The sequence below is a fragment of the Burkholderia sp. Tr-20390 genome, assembly GCF_017104595.1.
In the GTDB taxonomy this organism is placed as follows: Bacteria; Pseudomonadota; Gammaproteobacteria; order Burkholderiales; family Burkholderiaceae; genus Burkholderia.
Genome location: NZ_JAAGPC010000100.1, coordinates 1 through 22,349, shown reverse-complemented (window position 1 = coordinate 22,349; position 22,349 = coordinate 1). Strand labels below are relative to the sequence as shown.

The following is a 22,349-nucleotide window of genomic DNA, read 5'->3' as shown; positions in this document are numbered from 1 at the left end:
GTCCCCCTCTCCGCCCGCGCCTTCGCCGCCGCGCGCCCGTCCGTGCGCGCGCATCCGCCCCCTTTCCCTTGCAAATCCGGCAACGTCGATTAGGGACGGAAGGCATTTATCTCGAAATTATTGTCCGGGCTGCAACGATCTTTCGCCAAAACTCACGTTTACCCTAGGTCGACCGGCGCCTACGATGTAATCAACCGCTTACGACATGGTGTCGAACGCGGAAAGCCAAAAACATCGGAGGTCATCATGAAATCGCTCGTTTCCGCAGTCGTTGCCGCCGCCGCCCTGTCCGCCTCGTTCGGCGCCTTCGCCCAAAGCACCGTGACCCGCGCTCAAGTGCGCAATGAACTCGTCCAGCTCGAAAGCGCCGGCTACAAGCCGAGCCAGTCGAGCCCGTATTACCCGGCCGACATCCAGGCCGCGCAAGCCCGCGTGCAAGGTGCCGACAACAGCGGCTACGGTGCGCAACCGGCCGCGACCGTCCAGGGTGGCGCACCGGCCGTCAAGGCGCAAAACCCGCGCGACTCGGTCTACTTCGGCCACTAAGCAAGCCTGCCGCCGCGCGCCTTCGCGCGCGGTCCGCACCCGCCACGAGCCCGTCTTGCGACGGGCTCGTGGCGTTTGCAACGCGCGAACCCGCAAGCGGCCATCACCGGCCGCCGCCCGACGCGACCCGGCCGGCCGCTTCGTCCGTCCCGCTGCCGGCGCCACTCCCGTTGCCGACCAGTTCCTGATAGCGCACGAACGCGCGCTGCGCGGACGCCTTCGCCGCGTACATCGCCGCATCGGCCTTGACGAGCAGTTCCTCGGCCGACGCACCGTCAGCCGGAAACTCGCTGACGCCGATACTCGCGCCGACGGCCACGCGCCGGTCGCCGAACTCCAGTTCCTCGTCCATCACACGCTGGATGCGCGACGCGACGTCGCCGATCACCGCCGGTGAGCGCACGTCCGTGATCAGCACGATGAATTCGTCGCCGCCGAGCCGCGCGACCATGTCGCCGCCACGCAGCACGAGGCTCAGCCGCTTGGCGACCGCGACGAGCGTGCGGTCGCCGGCCGAGTGGCCGTGCTGGTCGTTGATCTGCTTGAAGCGGTCGAGGTCGACGAACATCACGGCCAGCCCTTCGTGCAGCGCGGCCGCACGCCGGATCGCGGCATCGAGATGCTCCATGAACAGCAGGCGATTCGGCAGTTCGGTCAGCGCATCGTGTCCGGCGAGGTGCGTGAGTTCCAGCTGCTTCGCGCGCAACATCGCGACCTGCGTGCGGATCTCGACGCGCATGCTGTCGAAACAGCGCGCGAGCACGCCGATCTCGTCGGCACGCCCGACCGGCAACTGCTCGGTGGCCGGATCGTCGAACACGTGCGTCGCGGCGCGCGCGAGCGTCTGCAGCGGCCGCGTGATCGCACGCGCGAACAGGATCGCGAGAATCACCGCCATCAAGCTCGACACCAGCACCATCCGGACGATCCGCTCGCCAAGCATGCCCGCCGGCGACAATACATCCGCCAGCGGGCGCCCCATCCCGAGCACGACGAAGCGGTTGCCCTCGTCGTGCCCGAACGGCGTGCGCACGAACGCGAACATCTGGCCCGGCGCCGCGGCGGGGTCGGCCAGGCCATTGAGGGTAACGTTTGCGCGCGCACTGTCGAACAGCGCACGCGTGACGGCGAAGCGGTCCTGCATCAGCACGCGCCGGCCGCGATCGAAGCCGAACGTCTGCGTCGGATCGGGATGGACGAGGAAATCGCCCCACTCGTTCGCGAGGTACACCGTGTAATCTTCCGGCAGATCGCGTTCGAGCCGGTCGAACACGCGCGACAGCTCGACGTCGACGACGAGCGCCCCCACCGTCTGGCCCGACGCGTCGACGACCGGCGTGCCCACGCGCAGGATCGGCAGCCCTTCGGCCGCGTGCGCCCCCGTCTCGTGGTTGATCACGATCGGCGACAGGTAGATATGACCGGGCGCCGTGGCCAGCGTATCGAATACGTAGGAAAACTGTCCTTTCTCCTGCAACGCACTGTCCGGGAGTACGACGATGCCATGCGCATCGCGATCGACGCGGATGCGTTCGAGGCCGAAATCCCCGCGCGCGATCAGGCGGACCTGCAGGTACTCCGGGTGATTCCTCATGAAGCTGTAGAACACCTGCTCGAGCCGCGCGCGTGGCGCGCCATCCCGGTTGTCGCCGCTCGAGACCCGTGCACACGACGGCAACTGTGCGAGTACGAGCGCATCGTCCGAGACGTCGGACAGCGCCGTGGTGAAGCGCTGCCCGAGCAGTTGCGTCGACATCAGCAGGCTGTGCTGCGCTTCCTGCACGAGCATCGTGCGGTTCGCGCGATACGCGTAATAGCCGGTCGTGCCGGACGCGATCACACCGATGCAGGCGAACAGCACCGACAGTTTCGACGTGAGCCCGAGCCGGATCATTTTCCGAAACGCTCCGGCCGGTCGCCCGACACGATGCGGCTCCACAGCGATTCGCGCCGCGCGATGTCCTCGACGGGCTGGAGCCAGACGAGATGCTGGTGTCCGGTGTCGAGTCCCGGCGGCGACGCGAGCGTGTTCGCGAGGCCCTGGCGTTCGGTCAGCAGCGCGCCGATCGCCGGTTCGAGCATGTAATTGATCCACGCGAACGCGAGCGCCGGATGTTGCGCGCCGCGCGTGACAGCCCAGCAGTCGAGCCACGCGAGCGCGCCTTCATCCGGGATCACGTAGCCGACGTCCGCGCCGGCCCGTCGCAGCAGTTCGACCTGTTGCGTGCCGTAGTTGCCGAACATCAGCGCCGCACGATGCTGGACGAACAATGCGGTCGCCTCTTCAGGAAGCGTGTAGTACGTCAGCAGGTTGCGGCGCAGGTCGATCAGCTTGTGCGCGACGGCGAGCGTCTGCGCGGGCGACAGGCGAAACGGATCGGGATAGCCGAGCGCCAGCGCCGTGAACGAAAAATTGTGCTGCGCGCTGTTGAAGTCGAGCACCTTGCCGCGATAGCGCGGATTCCACATCTCCCGCATCGAGCGCGGCGCGGCCGGCACCTGCTTGCGGTCGTAGATCAGCCCCATCGACGAATACGTGAACGGAATCGCATACGGGGCGCCCGCTTCAACGAGCCCGTCGATCGCCGCGAGTTGCTGGAAGTTCGGCAACTGCCGCCGCCGGTTCGGGATGCGCGGCAGGTCGATCGGCGCGAGCAGGCGTTCGTGCGCATAGCGCTGGATCTCGGCCGTATTCGCGGCCAGCACGTCGTACGGCGGCGGCGCCGCGCTGTGCATGCGCGTCCACAGTGCTTCGTCGGAATCGACGAACGTGACTTCGACGCGGACGTGAAATTGCGCCTCGAACGCACTGACGACATCGTCGTCCGCATAGCCGGGCCATGCGAGCACACGCAGCACGTTGTCGTTGACGGTTTCGGGAGAGGCGGCGAACGCAGGGGGAAGCACGGAGGCAAGTAAGCCTGCCGTCAAAATGACAAGCAGCCGGCGCACGGCGAACCGTACGCGTGTACGTCCGCCGATTCCCCTGATCAATTGGACCCCGTGTGAATCGCCCGGCTGCATTCGACTGTCCTTTTTTGAGTCGATGCGATATCCCGCAACAAGACCATAAAACCTACGGTCATGCAATCGGAAGAAGCCGTACAACGGGGACGCGCGCGCCAACCCTCACCGCCGTATGACGGTAACGTTACGCCGGCCTGTTTCCTCTGACGGAACGCGCGTCAGCGCCACGCCTGCGTGAATTCCGCGATCACGCGCGACAGGTGTGCACGCATCGCGTCGCGTGCCGCCGTTGCGTCGCGCGCCATGATCGCCGCGAAGATCCGCTGGTGATCTTCCTGCGACGCCTCACGCAGCGCGGTCGAGTGAAAATGCTCCTCGATCTTGTCCCACAGCGGATCGCTGCGCGCGCAGTCCCACATCGCGGTGACCATGTGCAGCAGCACCGTGTTGCCGGTCGATTCCGCGATACGCAGGTGGAACTGGCGATCGGCCGCGTCGTACGCGACCTTGTCGTCCATCTGCTCGCGCATCGTCGTCAGCGAGAAAAACAGCCGGTCGAGATCCGCGTCCTTGCGTTCGGTCGCCGCGAGCGCCGCGACTTCCGCCTCGATCAGCCCGCGGGCGCGCAGCGTCTCGATCGGCCCCGGGCCGCGCGGCACCTCGAACGTCACCGGCCGCGCGGCGTCGGCCGTCGATACGTAGATGCCCGAACCGATTCGCACCTCGACGATCCCCTGCACCTCGAGCGCGATGATCGCCTCGCGCACCTGCGTGCGGCTCACGCCGAACTGGTCGGCCAGGCTGCGCTCGGACGGCAGCCGCGCGCCGGCCTCGAACGCACCGGCGGCCACCATCGCGTGAATCTGCCGCGCAAGGCCGATATAGGAGCGGTCCGCGGCATCGGTATCGCGGCTGGCGGGCAGGCTGGAAAGATCGGTCATCGAAAGGCTCGCAACAGGCTGGCCGGCGCCGTCGCGGCGCCGGATCGCCAAAATGGTACACCAATTTCGGGCCGCCTCCGATTCGGCGGGGTGGCCGGCGCGACGCATGCCTTTCCTGTGATGCGCTGACGCCCCGACTTCACCTCGACAACTGGTAAACCACTATCCCGCACAACTGGCATACCAATCATAATCCGCACACCGGAGACGGGGCCGGCACGCTGCCGCCCGTTCGTCCGATGCCACAACCGCCAGCCAGGAGCCGCGCCAGTGAAGATGTCTTTCCGTTGGTATGGCGAGTCCGATCCGGTCTCGCTGCAATACATCCGCCAGATCCCGGGCGTCACGCATATCGTGTCCGCGATCTACGACGAACCGGTGGGCGAAGTCTGGCCCGCGCACAAGATCGACGTGCTGAAGGCGACGATCGAGCGCGCCGGCCTGCAGTTCGAAGTCGTCGAGTCGGTGCCGGTGCACGAAGACATCAAGCTCGGCAAGCCGGGCCGCGACCGCCTGATCGACCACTACCGTCAGACGATTCGCCATCTCGGCGCGGCCGGCGTGCGCGTCATCTGCTACAACTTCATGCCCGTGTTCGACTGGACGCGCACCGAGCTGTCGAAGACGCTCGACGACGGCTCGACCTGCCTCGCGTTCAGCACCGACGCGGTCGAGCGGATCGATCCGGACGACGGTATCGCACTGCCGGGCTGGGATTCGAGCTACCGGCCCGAACAGTTGAAGGCGCTGCTCGCCGAGTATCGCGACGTCGACGAAGCCGCGCTGTGGGCGAACCTCGAATACTTCCTGAAGGCGATCATCCCCGTCGCCGAGGAAGCCGGCGTGAAGATGGCGATCCACCCCGACGATCCGCCGCGCCCGATCTTCGGGCTGCCGCGCATCGTGAAGAACCGCGATGATCTCGCGCGGATCGTGCGCATCGTCGACACGCCCGCGAACGGGCTGACGCTGTGCTCGGGCTCGCTCGGCGCGGGCCCGCAGAACGATGTCGAGGCGCTCGTGCGCGAATTCGGCGCGATGGGCCGCATCCACTTCGCGCACATCCGCAACGTGAAGGTCGACGCGAACGGCGATTTCGAGGAAACCGCCCACCTGTCGAGCTGCGGCTCGCTCGACATCGCCGCGATCGTGAAGGCGTACCACGACACCGGCTTCACCGGCTACGTGCGCCCCGACCACGGCCGCATGATCTGGGGCGAGACGGGCAAGCCTGGCTACGGCCTCTACGACCGCGCGCTCGGCGCGGTCTACCTGAACGGCCTGTGGGAAGCGCTCGCGAAGTTCGACCGCACGCCGTCGCACGCCACGCGATAACCCGCCCATCGAGGCCGCCGGCGCTGCGGATCGCCGGCGGCCCGTCACGACATTCCGCGCGGAGACACCGCATGCCACGCATCCGATGGGCCATGATCCTCATGTGCTTCCTCGCAAACGTCATCAACTTCATCGACCGCGCGAACCTCGCGATCGCGGCGCCCAGCATCCGCGCCGACCTCGGCCTCGACGCGGTCGGCATGGGGCTCGTGCTGAGCGCATTCTTCTGGACCTACGCGTTCCTGCAACTGCCGGCCGGCTGGTTCATCGACAAGGTCGGCGTGCGCGTGAGCCTCGCGCTCGCGGTCGGCTGGTGGTCGGTGTTCACCGTCGCGACGGGTGCCGCGCGCGGCCTCGCGCAGCTCGTTGGCGTGCGGCTGATGCTCGGCGTCGGTGAAGCGGCCGCGATCCCGTCGTTCGCGAAGGTCGCGTTCAACTGGTTCCCGCGCAGCGAACGCGGGCTCGCGAGCAGCATCTTCGACAGCGGCTCGCGCGTCGGCTCCGCGCTGTCGCTGCCGCTCGTCGCGTGGCTGATCTCGATCGTCGGCTGGCGCGGGTCGTTCGTGATCACCGGCGGCATCGGCATCGTGTGGGCACTGGCGTGGTGGTTCGTCTATCGCGACCCGGAACGCTATCGCGCGATCGCGCCCGACGCCGTCGACGCGCTGCTCGCGCAGCGCGGCGCCCCGACCGTTGCGGCCGCAACCGACGGCCCGAAGGTGTCGTGGCTCGACCTGTTCCGCTACCGCACCGTGTGGGGCATGATGATCGGGCTGTTCTGCCTGAACTTCGCGATCTACTTCTTCATCACGTGGTTCCCGAGCTACCTGCTGCAGTCGCGCGGCTTCTCGCTCGCGTCGCTCGGCACGTGGGGCATGCTGCCCGCGCTGCTCGCGATTCCCGGCGGCTGGCTCGGCGGCTATGTGTCGGACAGCCTGTTCCGCCGCGGCTGGAGCGCGACCGCCGCGCGCAAGACCTGCCTCGTGCTCGGCATGCTGCTGTCTTCGTCGATCGCGCTGTCGGCCTTCGTCGAGAACGTGTGGGCCTGCCTCGCTTTGTTCGCGCTGGCTTATGCGAGCCTGTCGTTTGCAGGCGCCAACGTGTGGACGCTCGTCGGCGAAGTCGCGCCGACGCCCGCGCATGTCGCGTCGCTCGGCGGCATCCAGAACTTCGCCGGCAATCTCGCGGGGATCTTCATCACGACGTTCACGGGCGTGATGCTGTCGATCACGAAGGGCTCGTTCGTCGTGCCGCTCGCGGTGGCCGGTGCGTTGTGCGTGGTCGGCGCGCTGTCGTATCTGTTCATCGTCGGCAAGGTCGAGCCGCTGCAGCCGCTGCGCGCCGCCGCGAACCGGCCGAACGTCGAGCCGAACGCGGCCTGACCCAGCCGGAAAGCGCGGCCGCCGCGCCTGCGCTTTCCTTTTCGGGCCGCGCATCGGACAATGAGCCGCGCCCGCCGGCGCGGCGCCACTCCGGCCCGCGCGTGGCGACGGCGCGCGCCACCCTCGCCGATGAAACGCTACGAAACCCTCGCCCACACGATCGCCGACGACATCCGCAACGGCAACCTCGCCGTCGGCACGCGCCTGCCGTCGCTGCGGCAGATCATCGCGCAGCACGGCGTGAGCCAGTCGACGGTGTTTCGCGCGTACTACCTGCTCGAACAGTGGGGGCTGATCCGCGCGCGCGAACGCTCGGGCTACTACGTCGCGCCGGGCGCCACGCCGGCGGCAAGCCCGGCCGCCAAGCGGCAGGCAAACCGCGCCGGCGTCACGCGCAAGGTCGACATCAGCAGCCTCGTGTTCTCCGTCCTCGACGCGGCGACGCAACCCGGCATCGTGCCGCTCGGCTCCGCGTTCCCGTCGCCGCAACTGTTTCCGCTGCCGCGTCTCGCGAAATCGCTCGCGCAGGCCACGCGGCTCGTCAGCCCGTGGAGCACGGTCGTCGACCTGCCGCCCGGCAACGAGGCGCTGCGCCAGCAGATCGCGCGGCGCTATCTCGCGACCGGCATCTCGCAGCCGATCGACGAGATCGTCGTCACGAACGGCGCGCTCGAAGCGCTGAACCTGTGCCTGATGGCCGTCACGCGGCCCGGCGACGTCGTGGCCGTCGAAGCGCCCGGTTTCTATGCGGCGCTGCAGGCGATCGAGCGGCTCGACCTGCGCGCGGTCGAGATACCCGTCGATCCGCGCACGGGCCTCGATCTCGACGCGCTCGCGAACGGGCTCGACCGGCACGACATCCGCGCGTGCTGGTTCATGACCAACTTCCAGAATCCGACCGGCGTCACGCTGTCCGCCGAGAAAAAGCGCGCGCTCGTCGCGTTGCTCGCCGCGCGCGACGTGCCGCTGATCGAGGACGACGTGTACGGCGAGCTGCACTTCGGCCCCGACTATCCGCTGCCCGCGCGCGCGTTCGACCGGCACGGCCTCGTGATGCATTGCAGTTCGTTCTCGAAGACGCTCGCGCCCGGCTACCGGATCGGCTGGGCCGCCGCCGGCCGGTTCGCGGAGAAGGTGCAGCGGCTCAAGCTGATGACGACGCTGTCGGCCAGCATTCCCGCGCAGGTCGGCATCGCGAACTATCTCGAGCACGGCGGCTACGACCGGCATTTGCGCAAGCTGCGCGGCGCGCTGCACGCGCAGCTCGACCGGATGGACGACGCGCTGCGGCGCTGGCTGCCGGCCGGCGTCGAGTGGGTGCGGCCGGAAGGCGGCTATTTTCTCTGGCTTGCGTTTCCCGACGCGATCGACGCGATGGAGCTGCATCGCCAGGCGATCGCACGCGGGATCAGCTTCGCGCCGGGGCCGCTGTTTTCGGCCGCGCACGGCTTCGAGCGTTGCGTGCGCGTGAACTTCGGCCATCCGTGGAGCCGCGACATCGAGCGTGCGATCCGTGTGCTCGGCGAGCTCGTCGCGCAGCCGTCGGTCCGCAAGGGCGGCTGAATCTCACCCGGTGCGCACCGCGTGCGTCGCGGTGATGCGCGCAATCCGCACGCGGGTTACAGTGCTGTTCCCGCCGCCCTTCATGATTTCCGATGAGTCAACTGCCCTACCTCGATCACGACGCGCTGTTGAAACTGACCGCTGAAGCCGCGCACATCACGCAGTCGTGCATCTGCACGAAAACGCCGCTCGCCGGATGGACGACCCTGCCGCTGTCGCTGCAGGACGCGCAACTGACCGAAGTCGCCACGCTCGCGCCGCCCGACGAGACGGAGCCGACCTACGCCGAATATCACCCGGCCGGCACGCGCTACGCGTCGGACGACGCGCCGATCGCGCTGCGCCATTTCCCGTACAACCGCTGCACCGTCAACCGCTGCCGCTCGTGCGGCCGCCTGTTCCTGCGCTATCAGGAAGGCGGCGGCTACTTCATCGACCAGCGCATCCGCGCGCTCGATCCGGCGCTCGTCGTCGACGCCGCCGCATAAACGCCCGCCACGGGCATGCCCGCACGCATGCCCGGCCCACGTCGGGCTCACGCCGGCCATCTGCTGCGCCCTTTTCGTCCCCATCTGCTGCTTGTCCCGCCGCACCGCGTTCCCTACGCTGTCTCCGGTTGCCTGACACCCGTCGCAACGTCTGTCCCGAGCCGCGCGCTCCGCGCCACGGCTCCTCTCGCGTATCACGTCATGTATCGATATACCGTTTTCGACCGGGCGCTCGTGCACAGCCGCGCCGCCCAGTTTCGCGACCAGCTCGAACGCTGGCAGCACGGCACGCTGAGCGAAGAGGCCTTCCGGCCGCTGCGCCTGCAGAATGGCTGGTACGTGCAGCGCCACGCGCCGATGCTGCGCGTGGCCGTCCCGTACGGCGAACTGTCGAGCGCACAGCTGCGCGTGCTCGCGCGGATCGCGCGCGACTACGACGTGCCGGACGACGCCACCTACCGCGCCGCATCCGACGCCCAGGCCGTGCTCGGCACGCTACGCCTGCCGACTCGCAGCGCGCACTTCACGACACGCACCAACGTGCAGTTCAACTGGATTCCGCTCGACAAGGCCGCCGACGTGATGGACCTGCTCGCGACCGTCGACATGCACGGCATCCAGACGAGCGGCAACTGCATCCGCAATATCTCGTGCGACGAGCGCGCCGGCGTCGCGCCGGACGAGATCGCCGATCCACGCCCGTTCGCCGAAGTGATGCGCCAGTGGACCACGCTGCACCCCGAGTTCGCGTTCCTGCCGCGCAAGTTCAAGATCGCGATCACCGGCGCGACCGAAGACCGCGCCGCCACCGACTGGCACGACGTCGGGCTGAAGCTCGTGCGCAACGACGCGGGTGCGCTCGGCTTTCGTGTGAGCGTCGGCGGCGGGATGGGCCGCACGCCGATGATCGCGACGCTGCTGCGCGCGTTCCTGCCATGGCAGCACGTGATGAACTACATCGAGGCGATCGTCCGCGTGTACAACCGCTACGGACGGCGCGACAACAAGTACAAGGCGCGCATCAAGATCCTCGTGAAGACCGAGGGACAGCGCTATATCGACGACGTCGAGGAAGAGTTCCGCCAGATCGTCGATCACGACGGCGGGCTGCATACGATTCCACAGGTCGAGTTCGAGCGCGTCGCCGCATCGTTCGTCCCGCCGCGCCTCAAGCCGCGCACGGTCAGCCTGCGCGACGCGAACCTGCGCCTGTCCGCCCAGGCGGCCCGCCATCCGGCCTTCGCGCGCTGGCTCGCACGCAATGTGGCCGACCACCGCGACCCGGCGCTGCGCATCGTCACGCTGTCGTTCAAGCGCCGCCTGCAGGCACCGGGCGACGCGTCGCCGGACCAGCTCGACGCGCTCGCCGATCTCGCCGACCAGTTCTCGGCCGGCGAGGCGCGCGTCACGCACACGCAGAACGTCGTGCTGCCATGGGTGCATGTCGACGACCTGTTCCTGCTGTGGGAAAACGCGCGTGCGATCGGGCTCGCCAGCGCGAACGTCGGACTCCTGACGGACATGATCGCGTGCCCGGGCGGTGACTTCTGCGCGCTCGCGAATGCACGCTCGATCCCGATCGCCGATGCGATCGCCGAGCGCTTCCAGGATCTCGACATGCTGCACGACGTCGGCGACATCGACCTGCACATCAGCGGCTGCATCAACTCGTGCGGCCATCATCACAGCGGCCACCTCGGCATCCTCGGCGTCGACAAGGACGGCGCCGAGTGGTACCAGGTCACGCTCGGCGGCTCGGACGGCTCGAGCGCGAGCGGCCCCGCGCGGCCGGGCAAGGTGATCGGCCCGTCGTTTTCGGCGGACGAGATCGTCGATGTCGTCGATGCGATCGTCAACGCGTATCTCGACGCGCGCATCGACGACGACGGCCGCAGCGAGCGATTCATCGACACCGTCCGCCGCATCGGCACGGAACCCTTCAAGGCCGCCGCGAACGACGCGCGCCATCAGGTGGAGCACGCATGACGCACGCAGAGAATTCGACCACACGCATCCGGCTGCTGACACCGGCCGAACACGCCGGCGACACGCAGCGGCACGACGACGCGACGCTGACGATCGGCAACGACGAGGAACTGCCGCCGCTCGCCGAACACATCGCGCGGGCCGCGCGCATCGACCTCGCGTTTCCGTCGTTCACCGATGGGCGTGCGTACAGCCAGGCGTACCTGCTGCGCAAGCGCTACGGCTTCACGGGCGACCTGCGCGCGACCGGCGAGGTGCTGGTCGACCAGTTGCTGTTGATGGAGCGCACGGGGTTTTCGAGCGCGGTGCTCGGCGACGGCACGGACATCACGGCCGCACAGCGGCAACTCGACCGGTTCCCGGGCTTCTATCAGCACGATGCGCGAACGGCGATGCCCGCCGCAAAATGAAACGGGCGGCCCGCAGGCCGCCCGTACGATGAACCGGAAGCTACCGGCCGGCGCCCGCTGCAAAGCGGGCGCCGGCGTTCAGCGTGCCGCGACCGGCTTGCCGAACGCGCCGAGGATCTTCTTCTCGAGCGCGATGTAGTCGCGGCCGAAGTGGTGATCGCCTTGCGTCTTGATCACGTCGGCGCCCGTGTTCGCGAGTGCCGGACACATCGTGTCCTTCTCTTCCGCGCCATAGAAGCACTGCACGAGCTGCGGCGGCACCTTCGCGATTTCCGGCGCGACCTTCAGCGCCTTGTCGCTTGCGGGCATGCCAAGCCAGCCCGTCACGCGGATCTGGAAATCGGCGGCCGGCGCGAAGCCGAGCAGCGACATCACGGCGACCTTGTCGCGCAGGTCGGCCGGCAGCCGGTTGTACGCGAACGGCATCACGTCGGCACCGAACGAATAGCCGACCAGCGCCACGCGGTTCGCATGCCAGCGCGCCATGTAGGTGCGCATCACGCGCGCGAGATCGCGGCTCACCTGTGCCGGCGGCTTCTCGCTCCAGAAATAGCGCAGGCTGTCGATGCCGACCACCGACACGCCGTCGCGCTGCAGCGCCTCGGCGATCGTCTTGTCGAGATCGCGCCAGCCGCCGTCACCCGAGATCACGATCGCGAGCTGGCCGTTGCCGCCCTTGGCCGGCAGCTCGACGAGCGGCAGGTCCGACACGTCGAGTTCGTCGCCGCGGGTGGTGTCCAGCAGATGCGACGTGACGAGCGACACGAGCTTCGCGGAATCGCCCGTGGCCGCCGTGTCGACGAAGCCCGGCATCGCGCGGCGCACGATCGTCGGATCGGGCGGGCACGGCTTGAAGCGCGGATCGAGCCTGGCGGCCGGATCGACCGATACGACACCGGCGATCGTGTTCTCCGGCGCCATCGACAGGATCTGCTTCGCGATCGTGCCGCCCTGGCCGACGCCCGCGACGATCGGCGTGAAGTAGCGCGACGACTGTGCAAGGCGCTCGAGCTGGTGACTGACCGCTTCGGCGTCGCCGTCGAGGTGATGGCAGGTCTCCTGCTTCGCGGCGAGATTCATCGCATACCGCTCGGAATCGACGCCGACCGTCATCGCACCGGCCTTCGCGAGCGCCTCGGCGGCCTGCTGGTCGGCCGCATTCCAGCCGGCCTCGCGCGAGAACAGCACGACGAAGCCGCGCAACGGCCCGCTGGGTTTGGTGACGGTCACGGGCCCGTAGCGGCCGCCCGATACGGTTTCGGCCTTCATTGCGGCTGGCTGGGTGGCGCACGCGGCGCCGGCCAGCATCATTCCCGCGCAGGCGGCTGCCGCCCGCGCGATTCCCTTCTTCAACATCATGAACGCCGACCTCCAGCCAGCAATGACAGATCCGCCAGCGTGACGAACACGCCGACCGTGCCCGAAGCCGCGAGGTAACGCGGCTCCCAGTGCGGTTCGAACTTGCTTTTGAATGCGCGCAAGCCGCGGAAGTTGTAGAAGCGGCCGCCGAAGCGCCAGACCATCAGGCCGATGCGGTGCAACGGCGACGGCATCTTCGCCGCCCCCATCCCCGAGAACGGCGCGATGCCCAGGCTCAGCTTGCGGAAGCCTGCTTCCTTCAGATGCAGCGCGAGCTGCGTAAACAGATATTCCATCGCGTACGGCGACGCGTCCGGCAGATGGCGCATCACGCCGACCGTCGCCTCGGTGTTGAGGTCGGTCGTCATGAACGTGACGAACGCGATCGGCTTGTCGGCCTGCCGCACGAGCATCACCGACTGCGTCGCCAGATAGCCGTCGTGGAACGCGGCCACCGAGAAGCTCTTCTCGCGCGCGTCGCGGCTGTCGAGCCAGCCGTCCGAGATGTCGCGCAGCGCCGGCAGCGCGGCCGGCACGTCGCTCGGTGCGATCACCTCGACCGTCAGCGCGTCCTTGTCGCCGCGGCGCAGCGCGTAGCGCAGGTGCGAGCGGTTCGAACCCTTCAGGTCGAACCGGTCGAGCGCGATATGCGCTTCCTCGCCGAGCTTCATCAGCGTGAGCCCCGCGTCGAGATACAGCGGCAGCGCGTTCGCGCGCACCTGGTAGAACGCCGCACGGCCGCTATGCGCGTGGGCGAGCGCGATGAACTTGCTGATCAGCGCCGGCCATTCCTCGCGCGGCCCGACCGGATCGTGGAGCGCGGCCCACGTGCGGCCGTTCTTCGCATACATCAGGAAGGCCCGGCGGGACTCCGAGAACAGGAACGACTTGTCGCCCATCAGCGCGAGGCCCGCATCGCTGCATTCCTGCGCGCGGATGATTCGTTCAGCATCCGACAGGTCCTGCTCCGCAGGCTTCACGAAGCGGCCCGGCGCCGGGCGCAGCAGTTGCCACAGCGCGAACAGCGCGACGAACACGCCGGACGCGAGCGTCGCGCGCAGCGCCCGCGGCGCACGCGCGTCGAACGAGAAATGCGACCACAGCTCGCGCGTGTACGGCACGTCGCGGAACGCGAAGAACAGCACCCACACGGCCAGCATCAGCACCATTGCCACCGACACGAACCAGCTCACCGTGAAGCGCTCGGCCAGCAGCGACGAATGGCGGTTGAAGCGGCGACGGCTGACGAGCAGCAGCACCAGCAGCGTGCCGAGCACGCCGGCCTCGACGAACGCGAGGCCCTTCGCCAGCGACAGCGCGAGGCTGGCGAGCGTCAGCGCGAAGGTCATCCACCAGGCACCGTCGAGGCGGCGCAGCAGCCCGCGCGCGACGAACAGCAGCGCCACGCCGAGCACGCTGCAGATCACCTGCGAGCCTTCGAGCACCCACAGCGGCACGAGGTGGCGCAGGATCGCGATCCGGTGCCAGAACGCGGGCGTCGCGCTCGAGATCACCAGCATCCCGCCGACCGCGAACGTCACGAGGCTCAGGAACACCGGTGCGAGCTGCGACACGCGCACGGCCTGCCGCGTCACGAGCCGGCGCCGTAACGCGCGGCCCTCGAAACCGGCCAGCAGGCCGGCCGACAGCACGAGCGGCACGCCGAAATAGATCGCGCGATACGCGATCAGCGCGGCGACCATCGCGTGCGGCGGCACTTCGCGGCCCAGCGTGAAGACCATCGCGGCTTCGAACACACCGATCCCGCCCGGCGTATGGCCGATCATCCCGAGCAGCAACGCGGCGGCGTAAACAGTAATGAAGGTCGGGAAGCCGACCGGCGCGGCCGGCAGCAGCACCCACAGCGTCAGGCCCGCCGCGACGACGTCGAGTACCGCATAGACGACCTGCGCAACGAGATCGCGCCGTGCCGGCACGTCGAACGACAGCCACTTGAAGCGCGTGACGACCGGGCGCGCGGTGTGGCCGCACATCACGACCATCGCGGCCAGCACCACCAGCAGCGCCGCCCCGGTCCAGGTCAGCACGCCGGGCGCGACGTGCAGCATCGCGGCGAGCGCTTCCGGCATGCAGACCATGCCGACTGCCGTCATCAACACCATCGCGAGCGCCAGCGTGCCGCTCGTGAACACCGTCATCCGGCCGATCTGCGCGGGCGTGACGCCCGACACGCCGTACACGCGTGCGCGCACCGCGCCGCCCGTCAGCGCGCCGAAGCCGGTCGCGTTACCGAGCGCGGACCCGGCGATCGCGCCGATCCACAGCGCGACGCGCGGCACCTTCGCGGCGACGTAGCGCAGGCCGACCGCGTCGCGGGCGACGAGCGCGAGATAGCTGAGGGCCGTCGCGGCCAGCGACGCGCCCCACTCGCCGGTGGACATGTGACGCAACTGGCGGATCACCGACCGGTAGTCGACGGATTCCGACAGGTGCTGGAAAACCACGATCAGCAGCAGGCCGATGCCGAGCGCGAGCAGCGGCGACAGCACGCGCTCGTTGCGGATCAGCGCCCGGGCACGGGCGATCACCGCCGCGGCACGACCAGGCGAACCAGAGTGGCGGGAAGACATAAGTTGTTCAGTGGTGGTGCATAGCGTGTCGCGGCGCGGGTTGGCCGGGCGGCGACGTATCTGTGGTTGTTCTGCGTGGGCGGCCGGCCGAAGACGGGCTCGGAGGCGCCTGGGTCAGAACTTACGAGTATACGGAATTTATATTACAGAATCTTTCACGTCGGCTTTGTGCGGATTTGTGGTATCTCGACCATCAAAAACGCATAAAGAAACAAGGCGTCCTGCGACGCAAGGTGCGCATCATACCGGGAACCGGGATGGTTTTTTCATCTGATGAATGACTTGTGATGCATTTGGGAGAAAACTGCCGGGTGGCGCGCTGCGCGCGAGGATAAAACCATGAGGCTGGGGGCTACTTGGGAATGGGGACAGATTGATCAGGGGGCGCCTTAAGCGGCCATCTTCTCAAGTTCTGACGATACAGACGCCCATCGGCACGCATCAACCTGGCAAGGCGGCGCAACCAAGAACGAATGCGCTGGCGCCTGGAGCGCTTCGGAGACGGGACAACCCGGATAGCTGTCCGCAATTTCCCTGAGTGGTTACAGGACCGGCATCGACACAGCTACCACGGCCGTGCCGCGTACCGGCTTCGGCGCACCAATTACGCGTACCGCGTGACCATCCAGACGCCGAGGAGGATGACCGCCGCGCCGACCGCCTGCATCGGCCGCAACAAGTGCTCGTGCAGCGCCGTAAATGCCAGCACGACGAGCATGGAAGTCGCGACCATTGTCGGGTACGCAATGCCGAGCGAAGTCTTGCGCAGCGCAACTGCGTAAAGCACAAATCCAATCCCGTACGCGCCGACGGCCGCACCCCGTATGACCCACGGCAATACGCTCGACTCGCCGAGCGCAACGCCCTTGAGTGCTGCCACCCTGAGCAGGAGGCTGGCGAGCCCGCCGAAAGCGCCACTCGCAATCACGATCAGCCACTTCATCGCGCGGCCTCCGTCGTCACGACGGCATCCAGTTGATGGCCGGAGCGGACGCGAGCGCCACCTTGCCCGCCAGTGCTTTCGCCAAAGATCGCATTGAACCGGTTGGCACCGTGCAGTGCGATCAACACGATCGCGGGAAAGACGACCGAAAAGTTTCGCGCCTCGTCCCGATAACCGAAAAAGCAGAACAGCGCCAGCACCGGCAGGAAGGCGGCAAGGAAGTAGGTCCGGTAGCGGGCGGGCGTCGCACACCAAGCCGCTCGGAAGAACACCGCAAGCGGTACGAGCATCAGCGGGTTCTCGAGGCTCGGGGTAAAGATGCCCTTGCCGACAAGGTTGTAGAACGACAGGTAGGATGCCGGATTCAGCCAGAACTTCAGGTTGTCCCACACGTGGTATTCAACGAAGCCCCCCGCGTTCCCGCCATACCCGCTCATGATGAATTGCCGGGTCGCCGCGCAGATGCCCAGTTGCACGACAAGCCATGCGACGCGCCTTGACAGCGCGACTTCACGCTCATGCAGGAAGAACAGCGCGAGCGGCACCAGGAAGAACGTTTCCTTGTTCAGCGAAAAGACCGCGATCGTCAACGTGCACGCGAGCCATCGGTTCATCAGCACGAAGTAGCACGCACCGAGCACGCCGAGCAGTTCGAAGAAATCGTAGTAGTAGCCGCCCTGCTGGAACGTCAGCGGGTAGATGAAACTGAACGCGGCAAGGAAACCGACCGAATGCCCGAAGCTCAATCCGTGTAGCCGGGCAAGCTTGTAGACGAGCAATAGCGCAAGCAGCGTCGCCAATACGACGGCGATATACGTCAGGTGATAGACGAGCGCCACGACCGGTGTCCAGTATTCACCCGGCACGCTCGTGAAGTAGGCATTGCGCAGTGAATCATGCCGCGTGATCGACTTAAACAGCTTGGCCCGCATGGCCGGGTCGATGCGTTCTGCGATCCACTTTGCCGCCTTCGGAAACGACGAGCGGTAGACGAATGGCTTCGGCGCGTCTCCGTTCATCATCCCGACGAGGCTGTAGCTCGTCGCAAAGCCGTCCTTCTGGTCGTCGCGGAACCCCCACTTCAACAGCATGCTGTTGGTGATGTTTCCGGCACACACGAACAGCAGCACGTACACGATGGCGAAGCGGCAAAATGCCCGCACGCGGTTTCGGTTCTTTTCCGTCATAGGGTTTGCTCCGTTCATGGGGCTGGCACGAAATGAGCGGCCATCACAAGCGCCACCATGACGCAGAGCATGCTGAAACTGCCACGGTTTTCGAGAATATGGACGATCGGATCGTCGTGCATCGCACCGCGCACCGTCGTAATCCACAATCGCCCAAATAGATAGATCAATCCGATCTGGACGAGCCAGAGCAAATGCGGAATCGTGTAGCGCGCTGCCGTTTCGGGCGCGCTGATGAACAGACCGAACACGACCACTGCCGCCAGCGACGCACCGATTCCGAACGGCCACAGCACTTCGAGATCGGCCACACGATAATCGCGGCCCGCCGACACGCGCTTATCACTCTGACGCAGGAACACGAGCTCGGAGCAGCGTTTCACGAGCGCGAGACTCAGGAACGCCAGCACGGAAAAAGCAAGCAACCAGCGGCTGACCAGAATATCCGCGGCAATGGCTCCCGCGACGATCCGATGCGTATACAGCAGGGACAGCACGACGACGTCGAGCAGCACGACGGACTTCAAACGCCAGCTATAGGCAGTCGTGAGCACCAGATAGAGGGCAAACATGGCGGCAAACCCGGTCGACACGGCGAATGCCAGTGCAAATGCCATCACGAGCAACAGCGCGGCGGCGCCGAGCCCCTGTGCGATCGACAACGCGCCGCTAGCGAACGCGCGATTGCGCTTGCGCGGATGACGTCGATCGTTGTCCAGATCCCAGAGGTCGTTGCAGATGTAGGTGGCCGACGCGCCAAGCGACATCGCAAGAAATGCGAGCGCCAGCGTGGCGACTTTGTCGGTGTCGAAGAACGCGAACGCCGTCAGCAGTGGAATGAACAGCAACAGGTTCTTCAGCCATTGATGGACGCGCAGCGCCTTGCACCACATCGACAGGCCCGCACGCTCGTTCTCGAACTCCCGCTCGACGGGCATGCTTTTCCGGACATCGGTGGCGACATTCGGCGCAACACCCGCCAGAATGGCGCCCTTGGCGCCTTCCCAGATCGGCATGTCGGCCTTGCTGTCACCTGCATAGACGAAATTGTCACCGAGCTGCTCGCGAATGCAGGCAAGTTTGGCCTCGCCTTTCAGGTTCGTGTCGCCGCTGGTGGCGATAACGAGATCGAACAGGCCGAGATGGGTATCCACCTGTTCGGCGATCGAGCGGTGCGCGGCCGTCGCCAGTACGATCCTGCGGCCGCTTTCGCGTTCGCGAACAAGATAATCGACGAGCGGCTTGCGATACGGAAGCATCTCTGCCCGGAAATCGGCCTGCTCGGCAACCTTGCCCTTGAATGCGGCACGGCCGCCGGCAAGCCAGAAAGGCAGCCTCAGCAGGTTCGCTGGTTGATGCTTGATGACACATATCACTGACTCCATCAGGGTATCCGACGTCGTCAGCGTGCCGTCGAGATCGACGACAAGCGGAAGTTTTCTGGTCTCGTGCATTATTGGTGAGTCGTGTCCGCTTGACATAGTGCCAAACCGGATAATTCACTACATGTCGTACTGCCGCTCCCCGAAAAGGCGGCATCAATGCTCGTTCGACGATTTTCGTTTCCCCGACATCGTTTCGACTCGATCGAGCGGCGCGAATCTTACCAGAAAATATCGCCAGCGAAGACCGCCATCAATCAACGCCACGCTAGTGCGATGCATGACTCCCACTGCGACGGCCGTCATTTGACGAAGGACAAAACACGATCGATGTTGCGCCCTTTCTTTGACAGCCATTAACAAATTAATCTCAAAAAAACTAATCCTGATTAAAAAACCATGAACCAAACCCGGAAAACAACTCGCCTTATATCTAAATATTAAGGACGGTCTCCGGCCTATCTGGATCGCATTAAAAATTTGCCAATATCGCACGCATTCCCGTGCGACCGGAGCACAAAGTGGTCCACCTCACTTCGCCCGCTCATGCTCCCCCAACCCGATCGCCTTGTAGTCGTAAGTCGGATAGAACTCCGTCCGGTACGCGCCCCACGCCGTATCCTCGAGCACGCGATTGACCTCCCGCAGCCGCGACGCCGGCAACCGCAGCACGACGATCTGCCCGATCCCCATCGTCACGGTCCAGCTCACCACTTCGACACCCGGCGGCGGAAACGCCTTGTAAAACCCCTGCTTCGCGAGCTGCGCATTCAGCTCGGCAAGCGGGCGCGACTGGTCATGTTTCAGGAATACCGTGAGCAGCACCGCGTTGTCGGGGGTCGCGGCGGCCGACCCGACGGGCGACGACGCGCCCTGCGCGGCGGCGGGCAGGTTCCCTGCCGCGGCCGCCATCAGGATGCCGACGGTCGCGGCCCGGGCCGCCGCCCTGACGAATCTCGTCTTCATGTTTGCTCCGTTCGATCGTGAAGGAAGGTGCGCGCCGGCCGCGAAACGAACCGGCCATTGCCGACGCCTGTGCTACGCTGCGACGATCGATTCCCGCCTGCGGCCGCGACGCCGCCAGCCGAGCGCAAGCGGCATGCCCGCCGCCGCGAAGGAACCCATCGGAATGAAAATGACTTCGCTGAAGAATATGCCGATTTTCGGCGGAGATACGCCGGAAACGGTCCGGGTGGCCGTCACGCTGCTGGCAGGTGCGTGGTGCATCTTCGCGTACCGGATCGCCATTTTCGAGTCGGCCATCGTTCCGGCCCTGCTCGACCGCGTCTCGGGCGACGCGTTACGCGTCAGGTTCGTCCAGATACTCGCGGCGGCCTTCATCGCGATCGCCATCGTCCTCGCGCTGCTCGTCGTGCAGATCGCGCGCCGGAAGAACTGGGCGCGCATCACGATGATCGGGCTGGTCATCGCCACGCTCGCATTGATGGCCTTTACGGTCGCCCATCGGCCGGTCGATTTCCTGAGCGCCGTCTACTGCCTGTTCACGCTGGCGACCTTGCTGTTGCTGTCGCGCTCGAGCCGGCAGTGGTTCAACCGGCCGCAACCGGACGATCAGGCGTAACCCGCCGGGCCCGCGTCGCCGGCATTCAGTACACGTCCCGCATGTAGCGCCGCGCCTTCGAGAGCCGCGCGACATAATCGTTCGCGGCTTCATCCGACATCCCGCCATGCTCGGCGACCACCGCCTTCAGCGCCGTGTCGACATCCTTCGCCATCCGCGCGGCATCGCCGCACACGTAGAAGTGCGCGCCTTCCTCCAGCCACGCGAACAGCTCGGCGCCCTGCTCGCGCATCCGGTCCTGCACGTAGATCTTGTCGGCCTGGTCGCGCGAGAACGCGAGGTCGAGCCGCGTCAGGAAACCGCTGTCGTGCATCTCGCCCAGCTCGTCGCCGTAGTAGAAGTCGGTCTGCGCATGCTGCTCGCCGAAGAACAGCCAGTTGCGCCCGCGCGCGCCGCGCGCCTGCCGCTCGTGCAGGAAGCCGCGGAACGGCGCGACCCCGGTGCCCGGGCCGACCATCACGATCGGCACGTCACCGTTCACCGGCGGCCGGAAATGCGCGGACTTCTGCACGAACACCGGCACGCGGCCGTCGTCCGCGCGATCGGCGAGGAACGTCGACGCCACGCCTTTGCGCGCGCGCCGGCCATTGTGATAGCGCACGGCCGACACGGTCAGGTGAATCTCGCCCTGGTGCGCGCTCGGGCTCGACGCGATCGAATAGAGGCGCGGCTGCATGCGCTTGAGCATCCCGACCAGCTCCGTGCCCGACAGCTCGACTGGAAACTCGTGCAGCACGTCCGCGAGTTGTTGCCCCCACAGCCATTGCTTCAGGTCGCCCTTGCGGTCGTCGCCGAGCAGCGACTTCAGCGCGCCGTTCGTGCTGCGCGACGCGATGAACGCAAGCGTGTCCGGATGCGGGCGCGTGATGTCGAAGTGACGCGCGAGTGCATCGCCGAGGCGCACGTCGCCGACGCCCGCCACCGACACGGGCGCATCGGCCTTCAGCGCGGTGACCGACAGCAGCTCGTCGACCAGCTCCGGGCAGTTGGTCGGCCACACGCCGAGCGCGTCGCCGGTTTCGTATTCGAGGTTCGCGCCTTCGGTCGACAGCGACACGTAGCGCGTGTCCTTCGCCGCGCCCGGGCGGTTCAGCCGCAGGTTCGCGACGAGCTTCGACGGCGCCGGGTGCGCTTTCGTCGGCAGCAGCCCCGACGCGCTCATCCCGCCGGACGGCACCGCGTGCAGCGCGGCATCGGCCTCCTTGATCCGCGCGACGACGCGTTCGAGCCACTGGTCTGCGTCGCGCTGGAATTCGACGTCGCAATCGACGCGTGCACAGAGGCGCGCCGCGCCGAGTTCCGCGAGCCGCGCGTCGAGCCGGCGGCCGTGGCCGCAGAACTGGTCGTAGTTGCGATCGCCGAACGCGAGCACCGCGAAGTGCACGCCGTCGAGGCGCGCGGCGCTGCCGGCCCGCAACGCTTCCCAGAAATCGCTGCCGTTGTCGGGCGCATCGCCGTCGCCGAACGTGCTGGTCATCAGCAGCACATATTGCGCGCCGGCGAGCGACGCCGCCGGATAGTCGGACATGCACGCGGTGCGGATTTCGAAGCCGGCGTTCATCAGTTGCGTCGCGTAATCCTCGGTCAACGATTCGATGTTGCCGGTCTGCGACGCCCACAGCAGCACGACCTTCGGCCGCGTGCGCACGATCCGCACGCCGCCGGACGCAGTGGCATCGGCCGGCAA

Annotated in this window: 18 protein-coding genes; 8 read left to right on the top strand and 10 right to left on the bottom strand. The window is 66.8% G+C overall.

Annotated features, from left to right (window positions below):
- Positions 1-246: 246 nt before the first annotated feature.
- On the top strand, positions 247-546 hold the full coding sequence (locus G3N98_RS24190; protein ID WP_089432805.1) for a DUF4148 domain-containing protein: 300 nt from the start codon (positions 247-249) through the stop codon (positions 544-546).
- Between the two features lie 103 nt (positions 547-649).
- Here G3N98_RS24190 and G3N98_RS24185 read toward each other — a convergent pair whose 3' ends face one another.
- From G3N98_RS24185 to G3N98_RS24175, 3 genes are all read right to left on the bottom strand, one after another.
- A complete protein-coding gene (locus G3N98_RS24185) occupies positions 650-2,440 on the bottom strand; it encodes a sensor domain-containing diguanylate cyclase (protein ID WP_089432806.1) in 1,791 nt (596 codons plus the stop codon).
- A complete protein-coding gene (locus G3N98_RS24180; protein WP_089475014.1) occupies positions 2,437-3,570 on the bottom strand; it encodes an extracellular solute-binding protein in 1,134 nt (377 codons plus the stop codon). Before G3N98_RS24180 ends, G3N98_RS24185 begins: the two co-directional genes overlap by 4 nt.
- A 161-nt stretch (positions 3,571-3,731) precedes the next feature.
- Positions 3,732-4,454 carry a FadR/GntR family transcriptional regulator gene (locus tag G3N98_RS24175; protein WP_122477454.1) on the bottom strand — a complete coding sequence of 241 codons (723 nt, stop codon included), beginning with the start codon at positions 4,452-4,454 and terminating at the stop codon, positions 3,732-3,734.
- Positions 4,455-4,724: 270 nt separating this feature from the next.
- On the opposite strand from G3N98_RS24175, the gene uxuA reads away from it, so the two are divergent.
- From uxuA to G3N98_RS24145, 6 genes are all read left to right on the top strand, one after another.
- Entirely contained in the window at positions 4,725-5,789 is a 1,065-nt protein-coding gene (gene uxuA, locus G3N98_RS24170; protein WP_206149423.1) for a mannonate dehydratase, read from the top strand.
- Positions 5,790-5,860: 71 nt separating this feature from the next.
- Entirely contained in the window at positions 5,861-7,171 is a 1,311-nt protein-coding gene (locus tag G3N98_RS24165; protein ID WP_206149422.1) for an MFS transporter, read from the top strand.
- Between the two features lie 129 nt (positions 7,172-7,300).
- Positions 7,301-8,734 carry a PLP-dependent aminotransferase family protein gene (locus G3N98_RS24160; protein WP_206149421.1) on the top strand — a complete coding sequence of 478 codons (1,434 nt, stop codon included), beginning with the start codon at positions 7,301-7,303 and terminating at the stop codon, positions 8,732-8,734.
- 92 nt (positions 8,735-8,826) lie between these two features.
- Complete coding sequence (locus G3N98_RS24155; RefSeq protein WP_089475017.1) at positions 8,827-9,222, top strand: hypothetical protein; 396 nt, start codon at positions 8,827-8,829, stop codon at positions 9,220-9,222.
- Positions 9,223-9,423: 201 nt separating this feature from the next.
- The gene (locus G3N98_RS24150; RefSeq protein ID WP_206149420.1) at positions 9,424-11,208 is read left to right on the top strand and encodes a nitrite/sulfite reductase; all 1,785 of its coding nucleotides are present in this window, start codon (positions 9,424-9,426) and stop codon (positions 11,206-11,208) included.
- Complete coding sequence (locus G3N98_RS24145; RefSeq protein WP_206149419.1) at positions 11,205-11,618, top strand: DUF934 domain-containing protein; 414 nt, start codon at positions 11,205-11,207, stop codon at positions 11,616-11,618. The genes G3N98_RS24150 and G3N98_RS24145 overlap by 4 nt, the downstream gene beginning before the upstream one ends.
- A gap of 78 nt (positions 11,619-11,696) precedes the next feature.
- On the opposite strand, the gene G3N98_RS24140 is transcribed toward G3N98_RS24145, so the two are convergent.
- The 6 genes from G3N98_RS24140 to G3N98_RS24115 all read right to left on the bottom strand — a co-directional run bounded on the left by G3N98_RS24140 (position 11,697) and on the right by G3N98_RS24115 (position 19,992).
- Positions 11,697-12,977 carry a virulence factor family protein gene (locus G3N98_RS24140; protein WP_175237547.1) on the bottom strand — a complete coding sequence of 427 codons (1,281 nt, stop codon included), beginning with the start codon at positions 12,975-12,977 and terminating at the stop codon, positions 11,697-11,699.
- On the bottom strand, positions 12,974-15,568 hold the full coding sequence (mprF, locus tag G3N98_RS24135) for a bifunctional lysylphosphatidylglycerol flippase/synthetase MprF (protein ID WP_206149418.1): 2,595 nt from the start codon (positions 15,566-15,568) through the stop codon (positions 12,974-12,976). Before mprF ends, G3N98_RS24140 begins: the two co-directional genes overlap by 4 nt.
- Before the next feature lie 604 nt (positions 15,569-16,172).
- Positions 16,173-16,511: a small multidrug resistance protein gene (locus tag G3N98_RS24130; protein WP_206149417.1), complete on the bottom strand. Its 339-nt coding sequence runs from the start codon at positions 16,509-16,511 to the stop codon at positions 16,173-16,175.
- Positions 16,508-17,716, bottom strand: coding sequence for a hypothetical protein (locus tag G3N98_RS24125; RefSeq protein WP_346779105.1), 1,209 nt, complete (start codon positions 17,714-17,716; stop codon positions 16,508-16,510). The genes G3N98_RS24130 and G3N98_RS24125 overlap by 4 nt, the downstream gene beginning before the upstream one ends.
- Entirely contained in the window at positions 17,713-19,152 is a 1,440-nt protein-coding gene (locus G3N98_RS24120; protein ID WP_206149415.1) for a UbiA family prenyltransferase, read from the bottom strand. The genes G3N98_RS24125 and G3N98_RS24120 overlap by 4 nt, the downstream gene beginning before the upstream one ends.
- A gap of 459 nt (positions 19,153-19,611) precedes the next feature.
- The gene (locus tag G3N98_RS24115; RefSeq protein WP_241026058.1) at positions 19,612-19,992 is read right to left on the bottom strand and encodes a hypothetical protein; all 381 of its coding nucleotides are present in this window, start codon (positions 19,990-19,992) and stop codon (positions 19,612-19,614) included.
- Between the two features lie 187 nt (positions 19,993-20,179).
- Between G3N98_RS24115 and G3N98_RS24110 the strand changes: the two genes are divergently transcribed.
- Positions 20,180-20,662, top strand: coding sequence for a hypothetical protein (locus tag G3N98_RS24110; protein WP_206149414.1), 483 nt, complete (start codon positions 20,180-20,182; stop codon positions 20,660-20,662).
- Between the two features lie 25 nt (positions 20,663-20,687).
- On the opposite strand, the gene G3N98_RS24105 is transcribed toward G3N98_RS24110, so the two are convergent.
- The coding region (locus tag G3N98_RS24105) for a flavodoxin domain-containing protein (protein WP_206149413.1) at positions 20,688-22,349 on the bottom strand (1,662 nt) is incomplete at its 5' end.

Bases quoted from the DNA above. Each gene is read 5' to 3' on its own strand.
- G3N98_RS24190 (WP_089432805.1), top strand. From the start codon at position 247: ATGAAATCGCTCGTTTCCGCAGTCGTTGCCGCCGCCGCCCTGTCCGCC.
- G3N98_RS24185 (WP_089432806.1), bottom strand. From the start codon at position 2,440: ATGATCCGGCTCGGGCTCACGTCGAAACTGTCGGTGCTGTTCGCCTGC.
- G3N98_RS24180 (WP_089475014.1), bottom strand. From the start codon at position 3,570: ATGCAGCCGGGCGATTCACACGGGGTCCAATTGATCAGGGGAATCGGC.
- G3N98_RS24175 (WP_122477454.1), bottom strand. From the start codon at position 4,454: ATGACCGATCTTTCCAGCCTGCCCGCCAGCCGCGATACCGATGCCGCG.
- G3N98_RS24165 (WP_206149422.1), top strand. From the start codon at position 5,861: ATGCCACGCATCCGATGGGCCATGATCCTCATGTGCTTCCTCGCAAAC.
- G3N98_RS24160 (WP_206149421.1), top strand. From the start codon at position 7,301: ATGAAACGCTACGAAACCCTCGCCCACACGATCGCCGACGACATCCGC.
- G3N98_RS24155 (WP_089475017.1), top strand. From the start codon at position 8,827: ATGAGTCAACTGCCCTACCTCGATCACGACGCGCTGTTGAAACTGACC.
- G3N98_RS24150 (WP_206149420.1), top strand. From the start codon at position 9,424: ATGTATCGATATACCGTTTTCGACCGGGCGCTCGTGCACAGCCGCGCC.
- G3N98_RS24145 (WP_206149419.1), top strand. From the start codon at position 11,205: ATGACGCACGCAGAGAATTCGACCACACGCATCCGGCTGCTGACACCG.
- G3N98_RS24140 (WP_175237547.1), bottom strand. From the start codon at position 12,977: ATGATGTTGAAGAAGGGAATCGCGCGGGCGGCAGCCGCCTGCGCGGGA.
- mprF (WP_206149418.1), bottom strand. From the start codon at position 15,568: ATGTCTTCCCGCCACTCTGGTTCGCCTGGTCGTGCCGCGGCGGTGATC.
- G3N98_RS24130 (WP_206149417.1), bottom strand. From the start codon at position 16,511: ATGAAGTGGCTGATCGTGATTGCGAGTGGCGCTTTCGGCGGGCTCGCC.
- G3N98_RS24125 (WP_346779105.1), bottom strand. From the start codon at position 17,716: ATGAACGGAGCAAACCCTATGACGGAAAAGAACCGAAACCGCGTGCGG.
- G3N98_RS24120 (WP_206149415.1), bottom strand. From the start codon at position 19,152: ATGCACGAGACCAGAAAACTTCCGCTTGTCGTCGATCTCGACGGCACG.
- G3N98_RS24115 (WP_241026058.1), bottom strand. From the start codon at position 19,992: ATGGCGGCCGCGGCAGGGAACCTGCCCGCCGCCGCGCAGGGCGCGTCG.
- G3N98_RS24110 (WP_206149414.1), top strand. From the start codon at position 20,180: ATGCCCGCCGCCGCGAAGGAACCCATCGGAATGAAAATGACTTCGCTG.